Genomic DNA, 21,340 nt, shown 5'->3' with positions numbered 1-21,340 from the left:
AGGGGCGGGGCGGCGGCGAACGGTCACCGGGCGCACGGTCGGGGGGCGGCGGCCCCGACCGCGCGCAGGCACAGCGCGGTGATCCCCGCCACGACCGGCTCCGGATCGGTCCGCTCACCGACCGGAGACAGCGGACCGAGCAGAGCCTCACCGACCGCCCCGATCACGGCGGCGGCCGACAGCCGCGCGTTCTGCGCGGGCAGTTCGCCCGACGCCACTGCGGCGGCGACGACCGACTCGGCGAGTGCGTGGTAGTCGCGGCGATAGGCCAGACGCTCCTGTTCGACGAGGGGGTCGACCGGCTCGGCGAGCAGTGCCCAGGCCGTGCGCGGGGTGCGCAGCGCCCGACGGGAGAAGACCTCGACCAGGGCCCGCAGCTGCTCGGCGGCCCCGGTCGCGGCCCCCACCGCCTCCCGCACCGCGCTCAGCTCATGACCGGCGACATGGCGGAAGACGGCGGCGAGCAGCTCCTGCTTGGAGGAGAAGTGGTTGTAGACGCTTCCGGTGGCGACGCCGGCCCGGTCGGCGAGCGCGGAGACGCTCGCCGCCGCGTAGCCTCCCTCGGCCAGGAGTTCGCGGGCCGCGTCCAGCAGCCGTTCGCGGTGGGCGAGCCGGGTCGCCTCCGTGCGGGCGGTGGGTCGGTAGGCCACGATGTTCTGAACCTCGATTCATATCTTTATATGGCACTCAACCATGGTCGAGTGCAGCGGGCAATGGCCCGGCGGCGGACGCGTCCGCAATCTCCTGCTCGGTCCACAGGGTCTTGCCGTCGGCGCCGTACCGCACACCCCAGTGCGCGGCGAGCCGGGAGACGATGAACAGCCCGCGCCCGCCCTCGTCGACGGTGCGCGCATGGCGCAGATGGGGCGACACCCGGCTGCTGTCGTGCACCTCGCAGGTGAGCGTGCGGTCCAGGATCAGCCGCAGGCGCAGCGGAGGGGCGCCGTAGCGGATCGCGTTGGTGATCAGTTCACTCGCGATGAGTTCGGTCGCCTCCGCCGTCTTCTCGTCGAGGTTCCAGCCGTCGAGCCGATCGCGCACGAGCGTGCGCGCGATGCCGGGGGTCGTCCGGTCGTGGGCCAGTTCCCACGCCGCGACCCGGTCGGCCGGCACCGCTCCGGTGCGGGCGATCAGGAGAACGACCCCCTCCGCGCGCGTGCTGTCGGGCAGGGCGTAGACCACGTCGTCGCACAGGTCCTGGACGCTTCGCCCCGGCCGCGCGAGAGCCTCCCGCACCTGGTCCGCGGACCGCTCGTCGGACAGGAGGGTCCCGGTGAAGAAGGCCAGGACGCTGTCCTCGGCGAGCCGTAATTCGGTCATGGCGAACGGCGAGCCGTCCGTGTCGAACAGCGAGGGCCCCTCCGGCACGTCCAGGGCGCTCGCGGTGCCGTCGGGCGTGGCCAGGACCGGCGCCGGATGCCCAGCCCGGGCCACGGTGCAGGTGCGGGCGAGGGGGTCGTAGACGGCGTAGACGCACGTCGCGGTCAGGGGCTGGGTCTGCCCCCGGCCGACGGGCGGCGGCTCCACCTGCTCGGAGGCCAGCCGGACGGCGGTCTCGGCGAGCCTGGCCAGCACCTCGTCGGGCTCCAGATCGAGGCCGGCCAGTGCGTGGATCACGGTCCGCAGCTGTCCCATGACCACGGCCGCCCGCAGACCGGAGCCCTCGACGGCGCCGACGACCAGGGCAGTGCGGGCCCCGGAGAGGTTGATGGTGTCGTACCAGCATCCGCTGCCGCGGCCGGGCAGCAGGACGTGCGCCGCCTCGACGGCCACGCCGCCGCCCTCCCGCTGGGGCAGGAGTTTGCGCTGCACCGTCGACGCGATCACATGGTCGCGCACGTAGCGCCGCGCGTTGTCGATGCTCAGGGCGGCATGGGCGGCCGCCGTCAGGGCGAGGGGGAGATCGCTCTCCTCGTACGGGTCCGTTCCCCGGCACCGGTACAGGCTCATAAGGCCGAGCACCGTCCCGCGCAGCGTCAGCGGGACGACGATCAAGGAGTGGGCCCCGGCCGCCCGTACCAGCCGGGCGGTGTCCGGGGCGGCGTCGAGCCACGGTGTCCGGTCGCCGACCGTCACGAGGCGGGCCCGCAGATCCGAGGCCGCCAGGGAGTGCGGCGTACGGGCCGGCAGCCGGCGCATCTCCGGGGCGAGGCCCTCCAGGCGGTCGTCCCCGCCGCGCACGGCCGCGCGGCGCAGCGGGACCGCGGGGCCCAGGGGGCCGGGCGGCGGATCCGAGCCGCGCACCACGTCGTCCACCACCTCCACCACCGCGAGGTCGGCGAACACCGGAACAACGGCTTCCGTGAGCGCCTCGCAGGTGGTCGCGACATCGAGCGACCTGCCCACCGTCGTCCGTACGGCGGCGAGGCACGTCGCCCGGACGCGCTCCTTCTCCCGCTCGTCGACGTCGACGAGCGTGGCCAGCAGGCCGAGGACACGGCCGTCCGCCTCCTCCAGCCGGTGGACCGACACCATGAGGCTGCGGTCCGGGCCGCAGGAGTCCGTGAGCCTGCCCCGGATCACGTGGTCGTGCACGGAGACGCCGCTGTCCAGCACCTCGCGCAGCAACCGCTCCACCCGCTCCGGCCGTTCGCAGTGGTAGGCGTCCGTGAAGTGACGCCCCACCAGGTGCTCGGCGGCCCCTGCACCCGACAGGCTGGCCGCCCGCACCAGGCGCAGCCGGGTGTCCAGCACGTGCAGCCCCACCGCCGACTGGGCGAACAGCGTGCGCAGCAGCGCCGCCCCCATGGCGTCGGCCCGTGCCGACGCGGGGCCCGGTGCACCGGCATCCGACACGGGTTCACCCCCATGAGGCTTCGCCCCCGCGTGGATCGGAGGCTGATGCCAAGCGTCGGCCCGCGCCCCACGCATCGCCACCGGCGGGCGGTGTACGGGTGAACCGCCACGGGCGGGCCGGTGGACCGCCGGCCGGACCGCGACCGCTGTCCGTCGGCGGCTCACCCGTGCGCCGACAGACGTGTCCCGCACGGACCCGGCCCGCTCCCGCTCGGTGCGCCGTCCGGCGATGCCCGTTCCTTCGGGCCGGGTTCACCGGACGGATGTCCGGACCGGGCGGCCCTCCTCAGGCATCCAGGGCCGCGGACACCACGGCCCGGGCCTCCTCCTGCACCCTGCCCAGGTGGTCGGGGCCCAGGAACGACTCGGCGTAGATCTTGTACACGTCCTCGGTGCCCGAGGGGCGGGCGGCGAACCAGGCGTTCCGCGTGGTCACCTTGATGCCGCCGATCGGCGCCCCGTTTCCGGGCGCCTCGGTGAGCACGGCCGTCACCGGCTCGCCGGCCAGGGCGCCGGTGCCGACCTGCGCGGGGGAGAGCCGGGCGAGCACGGCCTTCTGCTCACGGGTGGCCGGGGCGTCCGTGCGCGCGTACGCCGGTTCTCCGAACCGGGAGGTGAGCGCCGCGTAGTGCTCCGACGGAGACCTTCCCGTCACCGCGAGGATCTCCGAGGCGAGCAGCGCCAGCAGGATGCCGTCCTTGTCCGTCGTCCACACCGAACCGTCGCGGCGCAGGAACGAGGCCCCCGCCGACTCCTCGCCGGCGAACCCGAGCGATCCGTCGGCCAGCCCGTCGACGAACCACTTGAAGCCGACCGGCACCTCGACCAGCCGCCGTCCGAGACCGGCGGCGACCCGGTCGATCATCGCCGACGAGACGAGCGTCTTCCCGATGCCCGCGGCGGCCGGCCAGCCCTCGCGGTGCGTGTACAGGTGGTCGATGGCGACGGCCAGGTAGTGGTTCGGGTTCATCAGCCCGGCATCCGGGGTGACGATGCCGTGCCGGTCGGCGTCGGCGTCGTTCCCGGTGGCGATCTGGTAGCGGTCGCGCCGGGCGATCAGCGAGGCCATCGCGCTGGGCGACGAGCAGTCCATCCGGATCCTCCCGTCCCAGTCCAGCGTCATGAACCGCCAGGTGGGGTCGGTCAGCGGGTTGACCACGGTCAGGTCGAGCCCGTGCTGCTCGGCGATGCGGCCCCAGTACGCGACCGAGGCGCCGCCCAGCGGGTCGGCGCCGACGCGTACCCCGGCGGAGCGGATCGCGTCCAGGTCGAGCACGGAGGGCAGGTCGCTCACGTAGGCGTCGAGGAAGTCGTACGTCCCGGTGGTCGACGCCGCCCGCGCGCGGGCGTACGGCAGCCGGCGCACGTCCTTCATGCCCGCCGCGATGATCTCGTTGGCCCGCTCCTGGATCCAGCCGGTGGCCTCGGAGCCGGCCGGTCCGCCGTTCGGCGGGTTGTACTTGAACCCGCCGTCAGCGGGCGGGTTGTGGGACGGGGTGACCACCACACCGTCGGCGAAGCCCGACGTCCGGCCCCGGTTGTGGGTGAGGACGGCGTGCGACACCGCGGGGGTCGGGGTCCATCCGTCGGCCGGGTCGACGAGCACGGTCACGTCGTTGGCGGCGAACACCTCGACGGCGGTCGCCCGGGCCGGTTCCGACAGGGCGTGGGTGTCCGCGCCGAGGAACAGCGGCCCGTCCGTGCCCCGGCGCGCCCGGTACTCGACGATGGCCTGACTGGTGGCGGCGATGTGGTCGTCGTTGAACGCGGTGGCCAGGGACGACCCCCGGTGACCGGAGGTTCCGAACGCCACCCGCTGGTCCGGCACGGCCGGATCCGGGTGCAGCGTGTAGTACGCCGTCACCAGCCGTGCCACATCGGTGAGATCCTCCGGCCGGGCCGGCTGTCCCGCTCGTTCGTGCGGCATCCGTCAGTCCTCCGTATCGGTCGGTCGTCGCGGGCTTGCCCCGTGCCATCTTCGCGGGTCGTCCGAGCCGGTCCGCGGGCGCCCCGCCGCATCGGCACGGCGGGGCGGGAGCCCGCGGACGGGGCGGCCGGCGTGCGAGCCCGTGCGGCGGGGGACCGGAAGGTTCGCGCGGGCCCAGGACCTGCGGCACAGTGGGCACATGGACGATCTGACTGCCCTCGCCGACGAGCACCTGGCCGCGGCCCGCGCCTCCGCGCACGGCCGCAGCGCCCACCGACTGCTGCATCAGGAACCCCTGCGCCAGACCGTCATCGCCCTCGCCGCGGGCACCGCCCTGGACGAGCACAACGCGCCCGCCGCGGGCTCCCTGCAGGTGCTCCGCGGCCGGGTGCGCCTGACCGTGGCCTCGGGCGACGTGGAGGTGGGCGCCGGAGAGCTCCAGCCCGTCCCGAGGGAGCGGCACGGGCTGGAGGCGCTGGAGGACGCCGTGGTGCTGCTGACCACCGTCAACGAGTGACGGCGCCGGGGACGGCTCGTGCGGCGCCGCCCGTCCGGACCCGCTCCAGCACCCACAGCACGAGGCTCCCGGCGGCCAGCAGTCCGCCCAGCAGGCAGACACCGCTCCAGCCCGCCCGCGACCAGACCATCGAGGCGAGCGCGGCGCCGAGCGCGCCGCCCAGGAAGAACAGCGTCATGAACCCGGCGTTGATCCGGTTGCGGGCCTCCGGACGGAGCGCGTGGATCACGTTCTGGCAGCCGTTGAGCCCCGCCTGCTGGGGCGATGTTGAGCGAGATCACCCCGACCGCCGGCCACGGCAGGGAGGACTCCCCGGCCAGCAGCGGCAGCCACGAGAGGGTGAGCAGCGCGGCAGCCGTCCCCGACACCGCCTGCGCCCGGCCGCGGTCGCTCAGCCGGGCGGCGACGTTCATGCCCAGGACACCGATGACGCCCAGCAGCCCGAACAACCCGGACCGAACCCCGTCCGAGCGCTGGGAGACCGGGGAGTCCCCCGTCTCCCGCACGCACTTCGTGGCGGACGCGGTGGAGACCGTCACCGGCCGGTGACCAGCGGCCGGGGCAGGATGGGACCGACCGTGACCGCACGCCGCACCGTCCGCCGGGTCGCCAGCGGCCCGCACGCCAGGAGGCCCCGCCCCCATGCCCGACCCCCTCGACCTGCTGGTCATCGGCGAATGCGTCGCCGACATCGTCCGGATGCCGGACTCGAACGTCCATGTCCATCCGGGGGGCAGCCCTGCCAACGTGGCCCACGGCCTGGCGCGGCTCGGGCACGCCGTCACCCTGGTCACACAGCTGGGGCCCGACGGCCATGGACGCCTGATCAGGAGTCACCTGACCGAGGCCGGGGTCGAGGTGCGCACGGACGGCACGACGGCACCCACCCCGTCGGCCGTCGTGACCCTGGACCGCGAGGGCCGGGCCGCGTACGCCTTCGAGATCGCCTGGACGCTCACCCCGGTCGCGCCGGACCGGCCGCCCCACCACGTCCACACCGGTTCGATCGCCGCCGTGACGGACCCCGGCGCGGCCACCGTCCTCGCCGCCGTCGAGTCGCTGCGCACCTGCGCGACCGTCAGCTACGACCCCAACGTGCGGCCCGCGCTGATGGGCGACCACGGCGCCGCCGTCCGCCGGGTCGAGCGCTGCGTCGCGCTGAGCGACGTGGTCAGGGCCAGCGACGAGGACCTGCGATGGCTGTACCCCGGCGAGGAGCCCGAAGCGGTGGCGCGGCGGTGGCTGGGCCGGGGCCCGGCCGCCGTCCTCGTCACCCGCGGCGGCGACGGCGCCCTGGCCGTCCTGCCCGGCGGGCGCGTCGCGGTCGACGCGTTCGCCACCGACGTCGTCGACACCGTGGGGGCGGGCGACGCTTTCATGTCCGGCACCCTGCACGCCCTCGCCGCGCACGGGCTGCTGGGCCCGGGCGGCGGACAGCGGCTGCGCACGGCGGACCGGGACACCGTCGCCGACGTCCTGCGCCACGCCGCCGCCTGCGCCGCCGTCACCGTGGCACGGGCCGGGGCCAGTCCGCCGGACGCGGCCGAGCTGCGGGCGGCACTCGCCCGTGCCTGACCACGACGGCGGCGCCGCGCCCCGAGCCGGCCGTACGGGACGCTCGCCGGGCGGCGCGACGCAGCTGCGGCGGACGGGTGAACGTGTCCCCGCGCGTGGCCCGGACGGCCCGACCATGACCCGTTCGGCTCATTGACCGCATCCTCCTGAGGCTACGGCCGTTCGACAACCGGTAGGCGTGATCGATTACGGAGGAGGGGGCGGAACATGGGGCGGGCCGACACGGGCGTTGCGGTGACCGGCATGGGGATGGTGACTCCCGCGGGAGCGGACGAGCACACCTTCTGGGAGGGGTTGTGCGCCGGGCTGTCGCTGGCCCGGCGCTGTGAACAACTGGCCGGTCTGCCGGTCGACTTCGCCTGTCCGGTGGACGGGATCGACCTGGACGAGGCCGTCGGCGGGCGTTCGGTGTGGCGGATGGCGCGGTTCGTGAAGATGGCGTTGGTCGCCGCCCGCGCGGCGGTCGCCGACGCCGGGCTGGCACCGGAGCGGTGGGACGGCGGCAGGGTGGGGGTGGTGTTCGGGGTCGGCGTGGGCGGGGTGGCCGTGCTGACCGACAACGTGCGCAGGCTGGACGACGGCGGGCCGGAGGCGGTGTCACCGCTCCTCGTCCCGATGATGATGCCCAACGCCGCGGCGGGGGAGGTGGCCATCGCGCTGCGGGCGCACGGCCCCAGCCTCGCCCCGGCCACGGCGTGCGCGTCCGGGGCGACCGCGATCGCCCTGGCCCGCGACCTGCTGACGAGCGGCCGGTGCGACGTGGTGGTGGCGGGCGGCGCGGAGTCGGTGGTGACCCCGCTCGTGGTGAGCGCTTTCGCGGGCATGGGCGCGCTCTCGCTGCGGACCGCCGACCCCGCGCGGGCGTCGAGGCCGTTCGCCGCCGACCGGGACGGATTCGTGATCGGCGAGGGCGCCGCCGCACTGGTGCTGGAGCGCACGCCCGACGTGTACGCCCGCGGCCGGCGTCCGCGCGCCCTGCTGGCCGGCACGGGAGCCGGCACCGACGCCCACCACCCCACGGCACCCTCCCCGGACGGGGCCGGGGCGCGCAGGGCCGTGGAAGCGGCGCTGAGCGAGGCGGGCTGGACGGCCCCCGAGGTCGACCACGTCAACGCCCACGGCACGTCCACCCGTCTGAACGACGCGATGGAGACCGGCCTCATCTCCGGCATGTTCCCCCACCGGCCGACGGTGACCGCGCCGAAGGGGGTGCTCGGACACACGCTCGCGGCGGGAGGCGCCATCGAGGCGGTGGCCACCGTACTGACCCTGGAACGCGGGCTGGTGCCCCCGGTCGCCAACCTGGACTCGCTGCCCGACGGCTTCGACCTCGACTGCGTGGTCGAGGAGCCGCGGGCCCAGGACGTCGAGCGTGCGCTCAGTCATTCCTTCGGATTCGGCGGGCACAACGTCGTGCTCGCCTTCCGGCGCGCCGACGAGGACGGTCCGGGGTCCCGGCGGAGCCGTCCCGGCACGGGGCGTGGCGGCGGACCGGCCCCGGTGTCCTAGCCGTTGACTGAATCGTTCATGTCTCATGACCGCGACGATCGACAGCCCGTTCACCGAACGGTCCACGGAACTCCTCACTGCGGTGCTCCTCGGCGACGACCACCACCGCGAGCACGGCTTCTGGCGCCGGCTGATCGCCACAGAACCGTTCCGGCGACCGGACCACCCCACCCCCGAGCAGCGCCTGCGCCTCGCGTACGACCGCCTGCGCGCGCTCAACGACGCCCTCGTCGACGGCATCGACGGCGACATCGGCGACGGCCCCGGCACCGCTACCGAAGGCGGTGCGCGGCTCGCCGCCGACCCGCGCGCTCTCGCGGCCCTGCACGAGTGGCTCGGCCCGGTCGATCCGGCGCTCACGACCGTGGCCGGCATCCACTACAACCTCTTCCTCGGCAGCCTCCTCGACCACGACGCCCCCGGCCGCCGCGACCTGTCGGACTTCCTCCGGCTGCGGAGCACCGGCACCTTCCTGTGCACGGAGCTGGCGCACGGCAACGACGCGGCGGCCATCGAGACCACCGCCCGCTACGAGCGCGCCCGTGACGGGTTCGTCCTGCACACACCGCACGCCGGAGCCCAGAAGTTCATGCCCAACACCGGCCCGGCGGGCGGCCCCAAGACGGGGCTCGTGGCCGCCCGCCTGCTCGTCGACGGCGCCGATCAGGGGGTCTTCCTCTTCCTCGTACCGCTCACCGACGCCAACCGCCCCCTGCCCGGAGTGCGGGTCCGCAGGCTTCCCGAGCGCATGGGGAGCCCGGTGGACCACTGCCTGACCTCCTTCGACGAGGTCTTCGTGGGGCGCGGCGCGCTGCTCGCCGGGGACCACGGGCGGATCGACGACGACGGCGTGTTCAGCAGCGCGATCGGCAACCGCAGGCGGCGCCTCCTCGCGTCGATCGGGAGGGTGACCGCCGGAAAGGTCTCGATGAGCGCCTGCGCGGTCGGCTCCGCGCGCGCCACGCTCGCCGTCGCCGTCCGCTACGGCGGCCACCGCCACGTATCCGGGCCCCGGGGCACGGGGAACGTGCCGGTGATGGCACACCGCAGCCACCACGGGCCGCTGGTCCGCGCCATGGCCACCGTCTTCGCGATGAGCCTGCTGCACCGCAGGGCCCTGGACCGCTGGGAAGCGGCAGGCCGGGACGCGGCGGGCACCGGCCGGGAGGAGGCGGAGCGGCTGGTCGCCGTCGCCAAGGGGTGGATCACCTGGCAGGCCAGGTCGGTGATCGTGGAATGCCGTGAACGCTGTGGCGCCCAGGCGCTCTTGGAGAACAACGGCATGAGCGCGCTCCTCACCGGGGTGGAGGGCGCCATCACCGCGGAGGGCGACAACCTGGCGATCCACGCCAAGGCCGCCGCGGAGATGCTCCTGGCCACCGAACCGGCCGGGCACGCGGCCCCCTTGGGCGGCGAGCCGGGCGAACTCTCCGACCCCCGGTTCCTCCTCGGGCTCCTGGCGGCCCTGGAGAGGATCTGGTTCGACCGCGCCGGCCGGCGCATGGGAAGCGTGCCGCACGGCGATCCGCTGGCACGCTGGAACGCGGCTTCCGGGCCCGCCCTGAGAGGCGTCGAGGCCCATGCCCACCGGCAGGCGGCCGAGGCGTTCGCGGACGCGGCGCAGCAGTTGCCGCACGGCCGCGCCCGTGAGCAACTCGTCTGGTTGCAGAGGCTGTTCGCACTGGACAGGATCGCGCGCGACAGTGGCGACCTGCTGGCCTCCGGATGCATGACGACCCGTCAAATCAATGAACTTCCCGACGAGGCGGACCGGTTGATCGCCGCTCTCGTCGACCGGCTCCCCGAACTCGTCGATTCCTTCGCCCTGCCCGCCGAACTCCTCGCGGACTGGCCCATCGCCGGGGCCGGCTACATCGACGTCCACGACGACCCGCAGGCCCCATGGCACCGGAACGGTGGCCCGGACCGGGCGAGGGTTCCGGGCGAGCGGCGGGAGCGGTGAACGACGCGGGGACCACCGGTCGCGGCCACCGGGCCGGGGAGGTGACCGGTGTCCTCGTGGTCCGTGTCGTGCCGCTGGTCCTCCGGGGGACGCCGGCCCTTTTGGACTGCTGGCGCGCATCGCCGCCGACCGGCCGTGCGGAATCGGTTCGCCACAAGGCGTAACTGGATCGACGTCACTCAGTTGATCCGGCGTCGGGACGATGCTGTCCCCCTGCGTCGGCAGTCGTACCGAATGAGCCGTACCCAATGATGGAGAGGAAGCTCATGAGCGCGATTCATCCGCGGATCACCGAAGTCCTGACCCATACCTTCAAGGTGCCGCCGTCCGAGATCCACCCGGACTCCACGATGGACAGCCTGGAGATGGACTCCCTCGCCGTCGCCGAGTTCGCCGTCCTGCTCAGGGAGACGACGGGCGGTGACGCGGACCTGGGCGGGCTCCCCAAGGAGGCCACACTGGCCGAGATCTCGCGCTTCATCGACCCACCGCGCGGCAGCGGGACGCCGGCACGCCCCGAGGCACACCTGAGCAACGCCCGATGAACAAGCCGGACATCGCCGTCACGGGCCTGGGGATGATCACCCCGGTCGGCAACGACACGGAATCCACCTGGCAGGGGGTGTGCGCCGGGGTCTCGCCGGTGCGCACCGTCCCGGAACTCGACGGGTGCGCGATCGATTTCGCCTGCACGGTCGACGGGATCGATCTCGACGCGGCGATCGGCGGCCGTACGGCCTTCCGGATGGGCAAGTACGTCAAGCTCGCCGTCGTCGCGGCCCGGGAGGCGGTCGCCGACTCCGGACTGGACCCGCAGCGGTGGGAGGGTGATCGGGTCGCGGTCGTCGTCGGCACCAGCAGCGGGGGTTCCGCGGCACTGACCGAGCAGGCCGTGGTGCTCGACCGGCACGGGCCCGACGCCACGTCGCCCTCGGGCATCCTGCTCACGATCCCGAACATGCCCGCCGCCGAGATCGCGATCCAGTTCCGGGCCACCGGGCCCAGCCTCGCACCGTGCACCGCCTGCTCGTCCGGGGCCACCGCCCTCGCCCTCGCCCGCGACCTGCTGGCCACCGGGCAGTGCGACATCGCGATCGCCGGGGCCACCGAGTCGATCGTCTACCCGGTCGCGATGACCGGATTCGCCCGGTCCGGTGCCGCGGCCCGGGCGGTCGGCGACCCGGCCCGGCTGTGCCGTCCCTTCGCGGCCGACCGGACCGGACTGGTCATGGGCGAGGGCGCCGCCGTCATGGTGCTGGAACGGGCGGACGACGCGGCGGCCCGGGGCGCCACGCCGAGGGCGCTGCTCGCCGGCACCGGCGCCACCACCGACGCCCACCACCCCACGCGCCCGCACCCGTCCGGAGCGGTCGCCCAGGCCGCCGTCGAGGCCGCGCTGCGGGACGCGGGCTGGGGGCCCGGCGACGTCGACCACGTCAACGCGCACGGCACCGCGACGCCGAGCAACGACGCCACCGAGGCCGCTCTCATCGGGCGGGTCTACCCCCACCGGCCGCCCGTCACCGCGCCGAAGGGCGTACTCGGCCACTGCATGGGGGCGGCAGGGGCGATCGAGGCCGGACTGACCGTCCTGACGCTCCAGCGCGGCGTCGTGCCACCGATCGCCAACCTGGACGCCCCGGCACCCGAGTTCGACATCAACTGCGTCATCGGGCAGCCGCTGCGAAGCCCCGTCCGGCGGGCCGTCAGCCACTCCTTCGGTTTCGGCGGGCACAACGCCGTGCTCGCCCTCCAACGGCCATAGACGGCGGCCGAACGGTGCGTCCGGGCCGACCACGGGGCGCCGCACACCGGCCGGACCGTGCCGTACCCGTGTCACGATCCCGGCATCCGGCCCCGGCGCGACCCGCCCGCACCGGTCACCTCACGCCCGGCCGACGCGGCGGGGCGACAGCCCGCGGGCGCGGAAGCGGCGGACCCGTGAGGGGCCCGGGTCCGCACCCCCGCTCCCCGGCTCCCGGGCGACGGCCGGGAGCGTCCTACCCGTACCCGGTCAGCGGTGGCGTCCCCGGCCGAACTCACCGCCGGGGCGCTCGCGACCGGTGTTGTCGCCGCCTGTGTAGTCGATCTGTTCCTTGCGGAGTTCGGCGGAGATCTCCTTCTGCTCGGTCACGCGCTCGGTCTCCAGGCGCACCCGCTCGACGGGCACGGTCTCCTTGCGCGTGGTGGCGCGCTCGGCGTGCAGGGTGACCTCGACGTCCTGCTCGCGGATGCTCGTGGGCCCCGTCGTCCTCTCGCCGGGCTGCAGCGGCTCGCGGACCACCCGTACCTCTTCGTGCGTCAACGGCACCGTCCTGGTCACCTTCTCCGTGACGACGTACTTGTGCAGGCGGGCCCTGCCGCTCTCGTACTCCTCGGTGCTGACGCGCAACTGCTCCTCGGAGCGGATCATCTCCTCCTTGCCGCGCAGTTCGGCGGACCGCTCGGTGCCCGCGCCCGCGCCGACGAGGGGCCGGCCGGTCGCCTCGGTGTCACGGTGCCTGCCCGTGCCCGCACCGGCTCCGGTCATGCCGGATGTGCGCGGCGTGGGGCGGGAGGTGTCCATGTCCGGGGCGGGGGCGCCGGTCGTGGCCGACCTGTCGCGCCGGGTGGTACGCCCGGTGTCGGCCGCGCCCATGGCCCCGGCCCCGGTCGTGGCTCCGGTGCCCTCCCGGCCTCCGAGCCTGGCCGTGGTGTCCCTGGCGAGGCCGTAGTGACGGTAGAGCTCCTCCTCCTCCGCCACGGACAGATGCGCGTCCGCGTCCACCCGAGGGGCGTCCTTGACGCGCTCCTTCGTATGTGAAATGTGCAGGTCGGAGCCCACGCGGCGAGCTCCGGCAAGGGGCACGAAACTCTCCTTCATGCCGAACAGACCGGTCTTCACCGTGATCCAGTCCGGGCGACCTGTGTTGTCGTCGACATAGACCCGGCCCACACTGCCGACCTTCTCGCCCGCGGTGTCGTACACCGTCAGACCGTCGAGTTCTCCGGAATCCGTGAAACCGTCAGCGGCTCCCATGACCGATTCCTCCTCACCCGGGCGCGTCCTGTGGCTGGATCCATCAGGGGAGGCGCGTCCGATTTCCATCGCGCCTCACCCGGATGGGCGCTGCAACCGCCGCGCCCCCGGACGCCGGCCGCCGCACGTGTGCGCCGTCGGCGGTTGCGGCCGGGCACGGCGGTGCGCAGGCCGCACCTTCGTTAGGCCAATCGAGTGAGTGCGGCTTTCGGAGGGGCGCGACGCTGGCGGGCCTACGCGCCGCAGCCGTACGGCGGGGCGCTGCGGGCCGGGACCGGGAGGTCACGGGCCCGGCGCTTATGATCGTCCGGCCGGCCGTCGGCCCCGTCCTGCCGTACCACCCGGGGGTGTCCCATCAGTTCCGTACGCATCCGGCTGCCCGAGCAGCGCGGTGAACTGCTCGCACGACGCGAGGACGGTCTGGACCTCCACCACCTGGTGTGGCGGCTGGGGCCGGGGTGGCGGGTGTGCAGCAGCGCCGTGCTCGGCGGTGGCATCGGTCCGCGCGCGTGGATACTCAACGCCCAGGTGCCCGGCGGCTACCCACGCATGGATCCGGACCGCCACCTCGCCGAGATCGCCGCCGCGGAACGCCTCGCCGGACCCGGCGCGGGCCTGATGACGGCCGCCGACGTCACCGCGTACGGCCTCGCCACCGACGACGGGGTGACGGCCACCGCCACCTGCGGCCTCGGCGTGCGCGGCTGGGCCGCGGCCCCCGCCAGGGAGTCCGGTGCCACCGACGGGGACGCCGGGCGACCGCCGCGGCCGGGGACGGTCAACATCGTGGTCACCCTGCCGGTGGCGCTGTCCGACGCGGCACTCGTCAACGCGGTCGCCACGGCCACCGAGGCCAAGGTGCAGGCGCTCCTGGACGCGGGACTCGACTGCTCGGGCACCCCCACCGATGCCGTCTGCGTCGCCGCGCCCTGTCCGGGAAGCACTCCGGGCGAACCCTTCGCGGGACCGCGTTCCCGCTGGGGCGCACGACTCGCCAGGGCCGTGCATGCCGCTGTTCGCGAAGGCGCGCTGCGGCGGTCATGGGAATCCACCGTGCCGCGGGCCGACCGGAGCGCGGCGGACGAAGCCGACGTGAGCGCGGCGGACGAACACGATGCCGATGGGAGCGCGACGGACGAAAGGGAGCGCTCTCCTCATGGCCTCGAACGCCTCCGCTGACACTGGCGGCACCGGCCGGGTCAGTCCTCCACGCCCATCCCGCTGCGCAGCTTCCGCAGGATCCGGCTGATCAGCCGGGACACATGCATCTGCGAGACGCCGAGCTCCGCACCGATCTGGGACTGCGTCATCTCCTGGCCGAAACGCATGTCGACGATGCGGCGCTCGCGCTCGTCGAGGCCGCCCAGCAGCGGCGCGAGCGCGTGCAGATTCTCCACCGTCTCGATGGCGGGATCGGGCCCGCCGAGGACATCGGCGAAGGTGCGCACGGAACCGTGGTGCCGCCCCGTGGCCCCCGGTTCGGCGGGCATGTCCAGCGATCCCGCCGTGTACCCGTTGGCCGCCACGAGCCCCTCGCCGACCTCGCGCTCGCAAAGCCCCAGCCGTTCGGCGAGCTCGCGAACGGTGGGTTCGCGGTCGAGCTGCGCGGCCAGGGACTCCGTGGCCCTGGCGATGTCGACCCGCAACTCCTGGAGCCGGCGGGGCACATGGACGGCCCAGCCGGTGTCGCGGAAGAAGCGCTTGATCTCCCCCGTGATGTACGGGACCGCGAAGGAGGTGAACTCGACCTCCCGGGAGAGGTCGAAACGGTCTATGGCCTTGATGAGTCCGATCGTGCCGACCTGGACGACGTCCTCCCTGTCGCCGCCGCCCCGGCCCCGGAACCGCCCTGCGGCGAACCGGACGAGGGAGAGGTTCATCTCGATGAGCGTGTTGCGCGCGTACTGATGGGCCGGGGTGCCCTCCTCCAGGACCCGGAGGCGTTCGAAGAACAGCCGGGACAGTTCCCGCGCGTCCGACGGGGCGAGCCCGCCCGCGTTCTCGATCCACGGCAGCTCGCCGTCGTCGGCGGCCTGCGGGCCGCTCTCGGCCCTCCCGGCCCCCGCACCGTCCCCGCGCACGGTGCGCGCGGTGTGCGCCGTCATCTCGTCACACTCCCCTGGTCGTAGGTGAGGTGGGAGCGCCTGCCCCCGAAGCGGGCACTCATGCGGAGGAGCGACGGTCGGCCGGTGAGGGCGACGGTCAATGGCCGGTAACCGCCGTGACGGCCGGTCAGGAACGCGCGGACGGAACGCGCCGGCACCGCCGGGCTGCGCCGCACAGGGCAGCGGAACCGCCCCACCGGTACGGGGGAGCCCGGTGGGGCGGCCGTCTCCAGACTGCCACAGCCGACGGCCCGCCGGGGGCGGCCTGCGCACATCCGCCCGGGAGTTGAGTCGAAATCGACGGTGGCGCGAACGATGCCCGGCCCTGCGGCGCCGGACCGCGCCGTCGGCGGTCGCGGCGGTGCGCCCCGAGAAGCAGGAGCGATCCGTTCGAGCGGCCGGACATTGCCACGAGCCGGGCGGTGCTGGAGCCGATAGGGTGTGCAGGAACGTTTCTTGGGTGCGAGCTGCGAGAGGTCTTCCAGGTCATGGCGGGTCAGCACGGTTGGTGGGGGCGGGGCTTGGCGACCGTGGCGGTCCTCGCGATGGCGGGGTGCTCCGCGTTCGATGAGGCGTCGTCACCCGCCACGACGGACGGCAAGCCGACCGCCTCGGCGTCGGCCGGTGCCGAACGCGGCCGGGCGGACGGGCCCGCCTCGACCCTGCCGGGCGTGCCGAGCGCCGAGCGGGCGCGGCAGGACCTGGCCGGGCTGAAGGTGGCCGCGCACGGTTCGATGTCCGGTTACAGCCGTTCCAAGTTCCCCCACTGGGCCTCCCAGGGCGAGTCCTGCGACACCCGGGAGACGGTGCTGGGGCGCGACGGAACCGGTGTCGAACGGGACGACAAGTGCCGGGCGGTCTCCGGGAAGTGGGTCAGCGTCTACGACGACGAGACCTTCACCGACGCATCGGACCTGGACATCGACCACACGGTGCCGCTGGCCAACGCCTGGCGCTCCGGGGCCCGCACCTGGACGCAGGACCGGCGCAAGGCGTTCGCCAACGACCTGGCCCGGCCGCAGGTGCTGGCCGTCTCGGCGGCCTCCAACCGATCCAAGGGCGACCAGGGGCCGGACGAATGGCAGCCGCCGTCCAAGACCTACTGGTGCACCTACGCCCGCTCCTGGGTCGCGGTGAAGGCGGCGTACGAGCTGTCGGTGACCGCGGCGGAGAAGGACGAGCTGGGCGAGATGCTGGACACCTGCAGCCCGTGAGCGCGCACGACCCGGCCCGGCCGCGACGGCTCGTGGACGACGTCGCGGCGGGCCCCGGCGGCCGGAAGACGGCTGGACGAACTGCGCGGGAATTCCCGTGCCTTCCCCGCCCGAACCGTTGCGAGGCGGCGCTCGCGCGGTACCGGGGAGTGGTCGTGGTCGTCTCGCACCACCGCGCCTTCCGCAGTCGTTTCACCGGCGACCGGATGGAACTGCGCGACGGCCGTTCGGTCGCGGCGGACGCGGGCGCGTACGGGCGCGTCGGCGATCAGGAGCACGGCGGCTGAACCGGCGCCACCGCGACACCGGACCGGCGAGAAGGCGAGACAGACCCGACCGGCGGCATCGCGAAGGAGGCCGGAGCGACGAACGACCCACAGCCCGCCCGGGGACCGTCCAGGGCGTGCGTCACCCGCCCCCGCGCAGATGTTCGCGCAGCCGGTCGAGGAACACCCGCTGCCCCGCCACGAGCCGCCGCTTCGCCTCCCCCGGAGCGCACCAGGCGAACCGGTCCACCTCCGGGAACTCCCGCAGCACGCCGGAGCCCCTCGGCCACTCCATGGTGAACGTCCCCGGCACGGCCGTCGCCGGATCCACGTCCGCCTCCACCGCCCACACCGTCACGGTCTTGCCGCCGGACTGCCGGGCCTCGCCGAGCGTCACCCACACACCGTCCGGCACCGCGTGACCGAACTCCTCCTCGAACTCCCGGCGGGCGGCGTCCTCGGGCTCCTCCTTCGGGCCGTACTCGCCCTTGGGCACCGACCATGCGGCGTCCTCGCGCCCCGCCCAGAACGGGCCACCCATGTGAGCGAGCAGCACCTCGAAACCGGGGCCGCCGTCCGTGGCCCGCACGCCCTCGGTCCCGTCGTCCGCGGCCCCGTCCGCACGGCGGAACAGGAGGAGGCCCGCACTGCGCCGGGCGCGTTTCAAAGGTGGCATGCCGTCAAGTCTGCGCCGCGGTGGGGCATGCCGTCGCGGACAGCGCCGCCGTTCAGGTGATCGTTCCCGTCACGGAGCCGACCCGATGTGTTCTCCCCGTGGTTCCCGAGTCCCCCTGGCGCGTGGCCCCGCGCGCGGGCCAGGCTGGCGGCCGACAGCGCCCAGTCCATGGCCCGGGCCGGGCGACCGACGGAACCTCAGGAGGACTTGTGGCCCTTGGCACAGCCGGCAGGATCAACGGATCACCCGGGGGAGCGGCGCGGCGGCGCGGGAGGGCGACGCGTTCGCTCGTGCTGCTCGCGACCGTGTCCGCGCTGACGGCCGGCGCGATCACGCCCGCCCTCGCCGACACGACCCCCGACCCCCACCCCCGCACCTCGGCCGAGATCCTCGGACCCGTCTCCCCACCGCCCGCGAGCAGCCCGGTGGGGCGGCCCCGTTCGGTCGTGGACGGTGACGGCATCGAGACCGCGCGCGCCTCGCGCCCGATCGCGCCGGGCATCCGACTGGACTCGTACGACCGGCTCGAATCCGACAAGTGGCTGCGGGTCGACTCCCTCTCCGTCGACCTCGACGGCAGCGGCGTGCGCGCCGACTACCTCTCCTCCGGCAGGGTCTCCGAACGGCGCACGGTCTCCGAACTCGCCGCCGGGCACGACCCGGGCCGGGGCCGTCGCACCGTGGCCGCGATCAACGCCGACTTCTTCGACATCAATCAGACCGGGGCCCCGCAGGGCATCGGTATCAGGGACGGGGCCGTCGTCCAGTCACCGGCACCGGGCGTCGACCGGGCCGTCGGCATCGGCCCCGGCGGCGCGGGCCGCATCCTGAACCTCTACTTCGAGGGGACGCTCACCCTGCCCTCGGGCCGGCACCCGCTCACCGCGTACAACGCCGCCGATGTGCCCGTCGGGGGAGTGGGGGTCTACACCTCCGCCTGGGGAAGCGCCGACCGCGCGCTGACCGTGGACGACGCGGCGCCCGTCGCCGAGGCCGTCGTACGCAACGGCAGGGTGGTGTCCGTGTCGGACACCCCCGGATCCGGGGAGATCCCGGGCGGCGCCACCGTCCTGACCGGCCGTGAGGCCGGGGCCGCCGCGCTGCGCGCCCTGAAACCCGGTGACCCGGTGTCCCTGACCTACCGGGCCCGCACCGACGGCGGAGCCGTGCCGCGTACCGCGGTCGGCGGCCGGGAACTCCTCGTCGTCGACGGGGTCGCCCAGGACCACGAGGGCGAGGGCAACAACACGGCCGCGCCCCGTACCGCCGTCGGATTCTCGAAGGACGGCCGGACCATGCAGGTCATCACCGTCGACGGACGACAGGCCGACAGCGGCGGCGTCACCCTCACCGAACTCGGGCGGATGATGCGCCGCGCCGGTTCGTACAGCGCGCTCAACCTCGACGGCGGCGGCTCGTCGACCCTCGTCGCACGGGAACCCGGCAGCGACGCGCTCCGCGTCGAGAACAGCCCGTCCGACGGCAGTGAGCGCACCGTCCCCAACGGCCTCGCCCTCACCGCCCCCGACGGCAGCGGCCGGCTCCAGGGCTTCTGGGTCCAGACCCGCACCCCCGCCGCCTCCGCGCCGGGCCTCGACCCGGTCGAGGGCGGTCACCCCGACCGGGTCTTCCCCGGGCTGACCCGCCGCCTCACCGCGAGCGGATACGACGAGACCTACGGCCCCGCCGACGGCGCCCCGCGCTGGCGGACCGTCCACGGCTCGGTCGGCACCGTCGACCGGGGCGGCCTGTTCACCGCGCGGCACGGCGGCACGACCGAGATACGTGCCGAGAAGGGCGCCGCGCGCGGCAGCACGACGCTCACCGTTCTCGACGAACTGGCCCGCATCGAGCCGACCGCCCGGCGCATCGGCCTCGCCGACGCGAACGCCACCGGCGCGTTCGGGATCATCGGGCTCGACGCCCACGGCACCTCCGCCCCCATCGAGCCGCGCGACGTCACCCTCGACTACGACCGCACGCTCTTCGACGTCCGGGACGACGGCCGGGGCTCCTTCACCGTCACCTCGCGCACCGGGAGCGGTGCAGGACGGATCACGGCCACCGTCGCCGGAACCACCACCGTCCTCGCCGTCACCGTCGGCCTCAGCGAACAGGCCGCCTCCTCCTTCGACGACGCCGACGCCTGGAAGTTCAGCCAGGCCCGGGCGAGCGGCTCCCTCTCCGCCACCCCCGACGGCCGCACCGGCACCGGACTGAAGCTGAGCTACGACTTCACGCAGTCCACCGCCACCCGCGCGGCCTACGCCGCCCCGCCCCGGCCGCTGGCCGTGCCCGGACACCCCCAGTCGTTCACGCTGTGGATCAAGGGTGACGGCAAGGGCGCCTGGCCGACGCTGCACCTCAAGGACGCCGCCGGCTCCGACCAGTTGCTGCGCGGACCGTACGTCACCTGGACCGGCTGGCGGCAGGTCACCTTCGCCGTGCCGCAGGGAGCCGCCACGCCGCTCACCGTGTCCCGGTTCTATCTCGCCGAGACGGCCGCCACGAAGCAGTACACGGGTGAGATCGTCATCGACGACCTCGCCGCCCAGGTCCCGCCCGCCGCCGACCTCCCCGAACAGGCCGCACCGGCCGACCCGCTGATCGACCCGGCCGCCGTGACCGGGCGGCGGGACTGGCGGTTCGCGGTGATGTCCGACGCCCAGTTCGTCGCGCGCGCCCCGGACAGCGACCTGGTCGCCCAGGCACGGCGGACCCTGCGCGAGATCAAGGCGGCCCGCCCCGACTTCCTGGTCGTCAACGGCGACCTCGTCGACGAGGGAACGCCCGCGGACCTGGCGTTCGCCCGGCGCGTCCTCACCGAGGAACTCGGCGACGCGCTGCCCTGGTACTACGTCCCGGGCAACCACGAGGTGATGGGCGGGAGGATCGACGACTTCGTGGACGAGTTCGGGCCCGCGCACCGGACATTCGACCACAAGGGCACCCGTGTCATCACCCTCGACACGTCCAGCCTCAGCCTGCGCGGCGGCGGCTTCGAGCAGATCAAGGAGTTCCGCGCCCAGTTGGACGCCGCGGCGAAGGACCGCGCCGTCGGTTCGGTCGTGCTGATCGAGCACGTGCCGCCGCGCGACCCGACCGCGCAGAAGGGCAGCCGGCTCGGGGACCGCAAGGAGGCGGCCCTCGTCGAGCGGTGGCTCGCCGACTTCCGTCGCACGACGGGCAAGGGCGCGGCGTTCGTCGGCGGCCATGTCGGGGTGTTCCACGCCTCGCACGTCGACGGGGTGCCATACCTGATCAACGGCAACTCCGGCAAGGCACCGGCCGGTCCCGCCGGAGAGGGCGGATTCACCGGCTGGTCGCTGATCGGGGTCGACCGCGTGACCTCCGGTGAACAGGCCGCCGCCCGGCAGCGGCCGTGGCGGGGCGGCCCCGACTGGGTCTCCGTCCAGACCCGGGCCCACGTCGACGCGCTGTCGCTCGACGCGCCCGCGGTCGTCGGCGTCGGGAGCCGTACGAAGGTCACGGCGACCGTCGCCCAGGGCTCCCGGCAGGTACCCGTCGGCTTCCCGCTGTCCGCCGACTGGACCGGATCCCCGAACGTCCACATCGGCCGCCCGGCCGACGCCCGGCACCGCCACACCGCGGCCCTCGACCCGACGACCGGCATCCTCACCACGCTCCGGCCCGGCACCGTCACGCTCGCCGTGACGGTCAACGGCACGACACGCAAGGCGGTGATCAGGATCGCGGCGGGCCGAACGGCCACGGCGGCCGAAACCGCCCCGGCCGCCTGACCGGCCCGCCTC

Annotated in this window: 17 protein-coding genes and 1 pseudogene; 11 read left to right on the top strand and 7 right to left on the bottom strand. The window is 74.3% G+C overall.

Features of this window, described 5'->3' with window-relative positions; translation table 11 throughout:
* Window positions 1–23 precede the first annotated feature (23 nt).
* From ACGF2V_RS08890 to pgm, 3 genes are all read right to left on the bottom strand, one after another.
* Window positions 24–650 (bottom strand): TetR/AcrR family transcriptional regulator, encoded by a 627-nt coding sequence (locus ACGF2V_RS08890; protein WP_362622325.1) that lies wholly within the window; start codon window positions 648–650, stop codon window positions 24–26.
* A gap of 37 nt (window positions 651–687) precedes the next feature.
* The gene (locus ACGF2V_RS08885; RefSeq protein WP_392911303.1) at window positions 688–2,796 is read right to left on the bottom strand and encodes a SpoIIE family protein phosphatase; all 2,109 of its coding nucleotides are present in this window, start codon (window positions 2,794–2,796) and stop codon (window positions 688–690) included.
* 286 nt (window positions 2,797–3,082) lie between these two features.
* Entirely contained in the window at window positions 3,083–4,723 is a 1,641-nt protein-coding gene (pgm, locus tag ACGF2V_RS08880; protein WP_362622328.1) for a phosphoglucomutase (alpha-D-glucose-1,6-bisphosphate-dependent), read from the bottom strand.
* Between the two features lie 199 nt (window positions 4,724–4,922).
* On the opposite strand from pgm, the gene ACGF2V_RS08875 reads away from it, so the two are divergent.
* On the top strand, window positions 4,923–5,240 hold the full coding sequence (locus ACGF2V_RS08875; protein ID WP_362622330.1) for a cupin: 318 nt from the start codon (window positions 4,923–4,925) through the stop codon (window positions 5,238–5,240).
* Here the strand turns inward: ACGF2V_RS08875 and ACGF2V_RS08870 are convergent.
* Window positions 5,230–5,469 carry a hypothetical protein gene (locus ACGF2V_RS08870; protein WP_362622333.1) on the bottom strand — a complete coding sequence of 80 codons (240 nt, stop codon included), beginning with the start codon at window positions 5,467–5,469 and terminating at the stop codon, window positions 5,230–5,232. The genes ACGF2V_RS08875 and ACGF2V_RS08870 overlap by 11 nt on opposite strands.
* Window positions 5,470–5,504: 35 nt before the next feature.
* Here ACGF2V_RS08870 and ACGF2V_RS08865 point away from each other — a divergent pair, with 35 nt between their 5' ends.
* The 6 genes from ACGF2V_RS08865 to ACGF2V_RS08840 all read left to right on the top strand — a co-directional run bounded on the left by ACGF2V_RS08865 (window position 5,505) and on the right by ACGF2V_RS08840 (window position 12,052).
* Entirely contained in the window at window positions 5,505–5,789 is a 285-nt protein-coding gene (locus ACGF2V_RS08865) for a hypothetical protein (protein WP_362704827.1), read from the top strand.
* Between the two features lie 93 nt (window positions 5,790–5,882).
* Window positions 5,883–6,815 (top strand): carbohydrate kinase, encoded by a 933-nt coding sequence (locus tag ACGF2V_RS08860; RefSeq protein ID WP_362704824.1) that lies wholly within the window; start codon window positions 5,883–5,885, stop codon window positions 6,813–6,815.
* A 207-nt stretch (window positions 6,816–7,022) separates the two neighbouring features.
* Complete coding sequence (locus ACGF2V_RS08855; protein WP_362704821.1) at window positions 7,023–8,324, top strand: beta-ketoacyl-[acyl-carrier-protein] synthase family protein; 1,302 nt, start codon at window positions 7,023–7,025, stop codon at window positions 8,322–8,324.
* A gap of 25 nt (window positions 8,325–8,349) precedes the next feature.
* Complete coding sequence (locus ACGF2V_RS08850) at window positions 8,350–10,287, top strand: acyl-CoA dehydrogenase (RefSeq protein ID WP_362622343.1); 1,938 nt, start codon at window positions 8,350–8,352, stop codon at window positions 10,285–10,287.
* A 266-nt stretch (window positions 10,288–10,553) separates the two neighbouring features.
* Window positions 10,554–10,832 carry an acyl carrier protein gene (locus tag ACGF2V_RS08845; protein WP_362622346.1) on the top strand — a complete coding sequence of 93 codons (279 nt, stop codon included), beginning with the start codon at window positions 10,554–10,556 and terminating at the stop codon, window positions 10,830–10,832.
* Window positions 10,829–12,052 carry a beta-ketoacyl-[acyl-carrier-protein] synthase family protein gene (locus ACGF2V_RS08840; protein WP_362622349.1) on the top strand — a complete coding sequence of 408 codons (1,224 nt, stop codon included), beginning with the start codon at window positions 10,829–10,831 and terminating at the stop codon, window positions 12,050–12,052. Before ACGF2V_RS08845 ends, ACGF2V_RS08840 begins: the two co-directional genes overlap by 4 nt.
* A 249-nt stretch (window positions 12,053–12,301) precedes the next feature.
* Here ACGF2V_RS08840 and ACGF2V_RS08835 read toward each other — a convergent pair whose 3' ends face one another.
* A complete protein-coding gene (locus ACGF2V_RS08835) occupies window positions 12,302–13,306 on the bottom strand; it encodes a PRC and DUF2382 domain-containing protein (protein WP_362622352.1) in 1,005 nt (334 codons plus the stop codon).
* A gap of 396 nt (window positions 13,307–13,702) precedes the next feature.
* Here ACGF2V_RS08835 and ACGF2V_RS08830 point away from each other — a divergent pair.
* Window positions 13,703–14,335 (top strand): annotated as a pseudogene (locus tag ACGF2V_RS08830) (adenosylcobinamide amidohydrolase); the annotation flags it as partial.
* A gap of 170 nt (window positions 14,336–14,505) precedes the next feature.
* On the opposite strand, the gene ACGF2V_RS08825 reads toward ACGF2V_RS08830, so the two are convergent.
* Window positions 14,506–15,411, bottom strand: coding sequence for a SigB/SigF/SigG family RNA polymerase sigma factor (locus tag ACGF2V_RS08825; RefSeq protein WP_362704817.1), 906 nt, complete (start codon window positions 15,409–15,411; stop codon window positions 14,506–14,508).
* A 488-nt stretch (window positions 15,412–15,899) separates the two neighbouring features.
* Here ACGF2V_RS08825 and ACGF2V_RS08820 point away from each other — a divergent pair, with 488 nt between their 5' ends.
* Window positions 15,900–16,625, top strand: a complete 726-nt coding sequence (locus tag ACGF2V_RS08820; RefSeq protein ID WP_362622358.1) for an HNH endonuclease family protein — start codon at window positions 15,900–15,902, stop codon at window positions 16,623–16,625.
* Window positions 16,626–16,780: 155 nt separating this feature from the next.
* Window positions 16,781–16,912 carry a hypothetical protein gene (locus ACGF2V_RS08815; protein ID WP_362704922.1) on the top strand — a complete coding sequence of 44 codons (132 nt, stop codon included), beginning with the start codon at window positions 16,781–16,783 and terminating at the stop codon, window positions 16,910–16,912.
* Between the two features lie 121 nt (window positions 16,913–17,033).
* Here ACGF2V_RS08815 and ACGF2V_RS08810 read toward each other — a convergent pair whose 3' ends face one another.
* On the bottom strand, window positions 17,034–17,558 hold the full coding sequence (locus ACGF2V_RS08810; RefSeq protein WP_389047005.1) for an NUDIX domain-containing protein: 525 nt from the start codon (window positions 17,556–17,558) through the stop codon (window positions 17,034–17,036).
* A 218-nt stretch (window positions 17,559–17,776) separates the two neighbouring features.
* Between ACGF2V_RS08810 and ACGF2V_RS08805 the strand changes: the two genes are divergently transcribed.
* Window positions 17,777–21,328 (top strand): phosphodiester glycosidase family protein, encoded by a 3,552-nt coding sequence (locus ACGF2V_RS08805; protein WP_392911292.1) that lies wholly within the window; start codon window positions 17,777–17,779, stop codon window positions 21,326–21,328.
* Window positions 21,329–21,340: the final 12 nt, after the last annotated feature.

Source organism: Streptomyces sp. NPDC047982 (assembly GCF_043204165.1).
Lineage (GTDB): Bacteria > Actinomycetota > Actinomycetes > Streptomycetales > Streptomycetaceae > Streptomyces.
This window is presented reverse-complemented; position numbering and strand designations above follow the sequence as displayed.

What these genes read in the sequence shown, in the direction of transcription:
- ACGF2V_RS08820 (WP_362622358.1), top strand. Translation starts at nt 15,900, where the DNA reads ATGGCGGGTCAGCACGGTTGGTGGGGGCGGGGCTTGGCGACCGTGGCG.
- ACGF2V_RS08865 (WP_362704827.1), top strand. Translation starts at nt 5,505, where the DNA reads ATGTTGAGCGAGATCACCCCGACCGCCGGCCACGGCAGGGAGGACTCC.
- ACGF2V_RS08875 (WP_362622330.1), top strand. Translation starts at nt 4,923, where the DNA reads ATGGACGATCTGACTGCCCTCGCCGACGAGCACCTGGCCGCGGCCCGC.
- ACGF2V_RS08825 (WP_362704817.1), bottom strand. Translation starts at nt 15,411, where the DNA reads ATGACGGCGCACACCGCGCGCACCGTGCGCGGGGACGGTGCGGGGGCC.
- ACGF2V_RS08835 (WP_362622352.1), bottom strand. Translation starts at nt 13,306, where the DNA reads ATGGGAGCCGCTGACGGTTTCACGGATTCCGGAGAACTCGACGGTCTG.
- ACGF2V_RS08860 (WP_362704824.1), top strand. Translation starts at nt 5,883, where the DNA reads ATGCCCGACCCCCTCGACCTGCTGGTCATCGGCGAATGCGTCGCCGAC.
- ACGF2V_RS08845 (WP_362622346.1), top strand. Translation starts at nt 10,554, where the DNA reads ATGAGCGCGATTCATCCGCGGATCACCGAAGTCCTGACCCATACCTTC.
- pgm (WP_362622328.1), bottom strand. Translation starts at nt 4,723, where the DNA reads ATGCCGCACGAACGAGCGGGACAGCCGGCCCGGCCGGAGGATCTCACC.
- ACGF2V_RS08840 (WP_362622349.1), top strand. Translation starts at nt 10,829, where the DNA reads ATGAACAAGCCGGACATCGCCGTCACGGGCCTGGGGATGATCACCCCG.
- ACGF2V_RS08855 (WP_362704821.1), top strand. Translation starts at nt 7,023, where the DNA reads ATGGGGCGGGCCGACACGGGCGTTGCGGTGACCGGCATGGGGATGGTG.
- ACGF2V_RS08850 (WP_362622343.1), top strand. Translation starts at nt 8,350, where the DNA reads ATGACCGCGACGATCGACAGCCCGTTCACCGAACGGTCCACGGAACTC.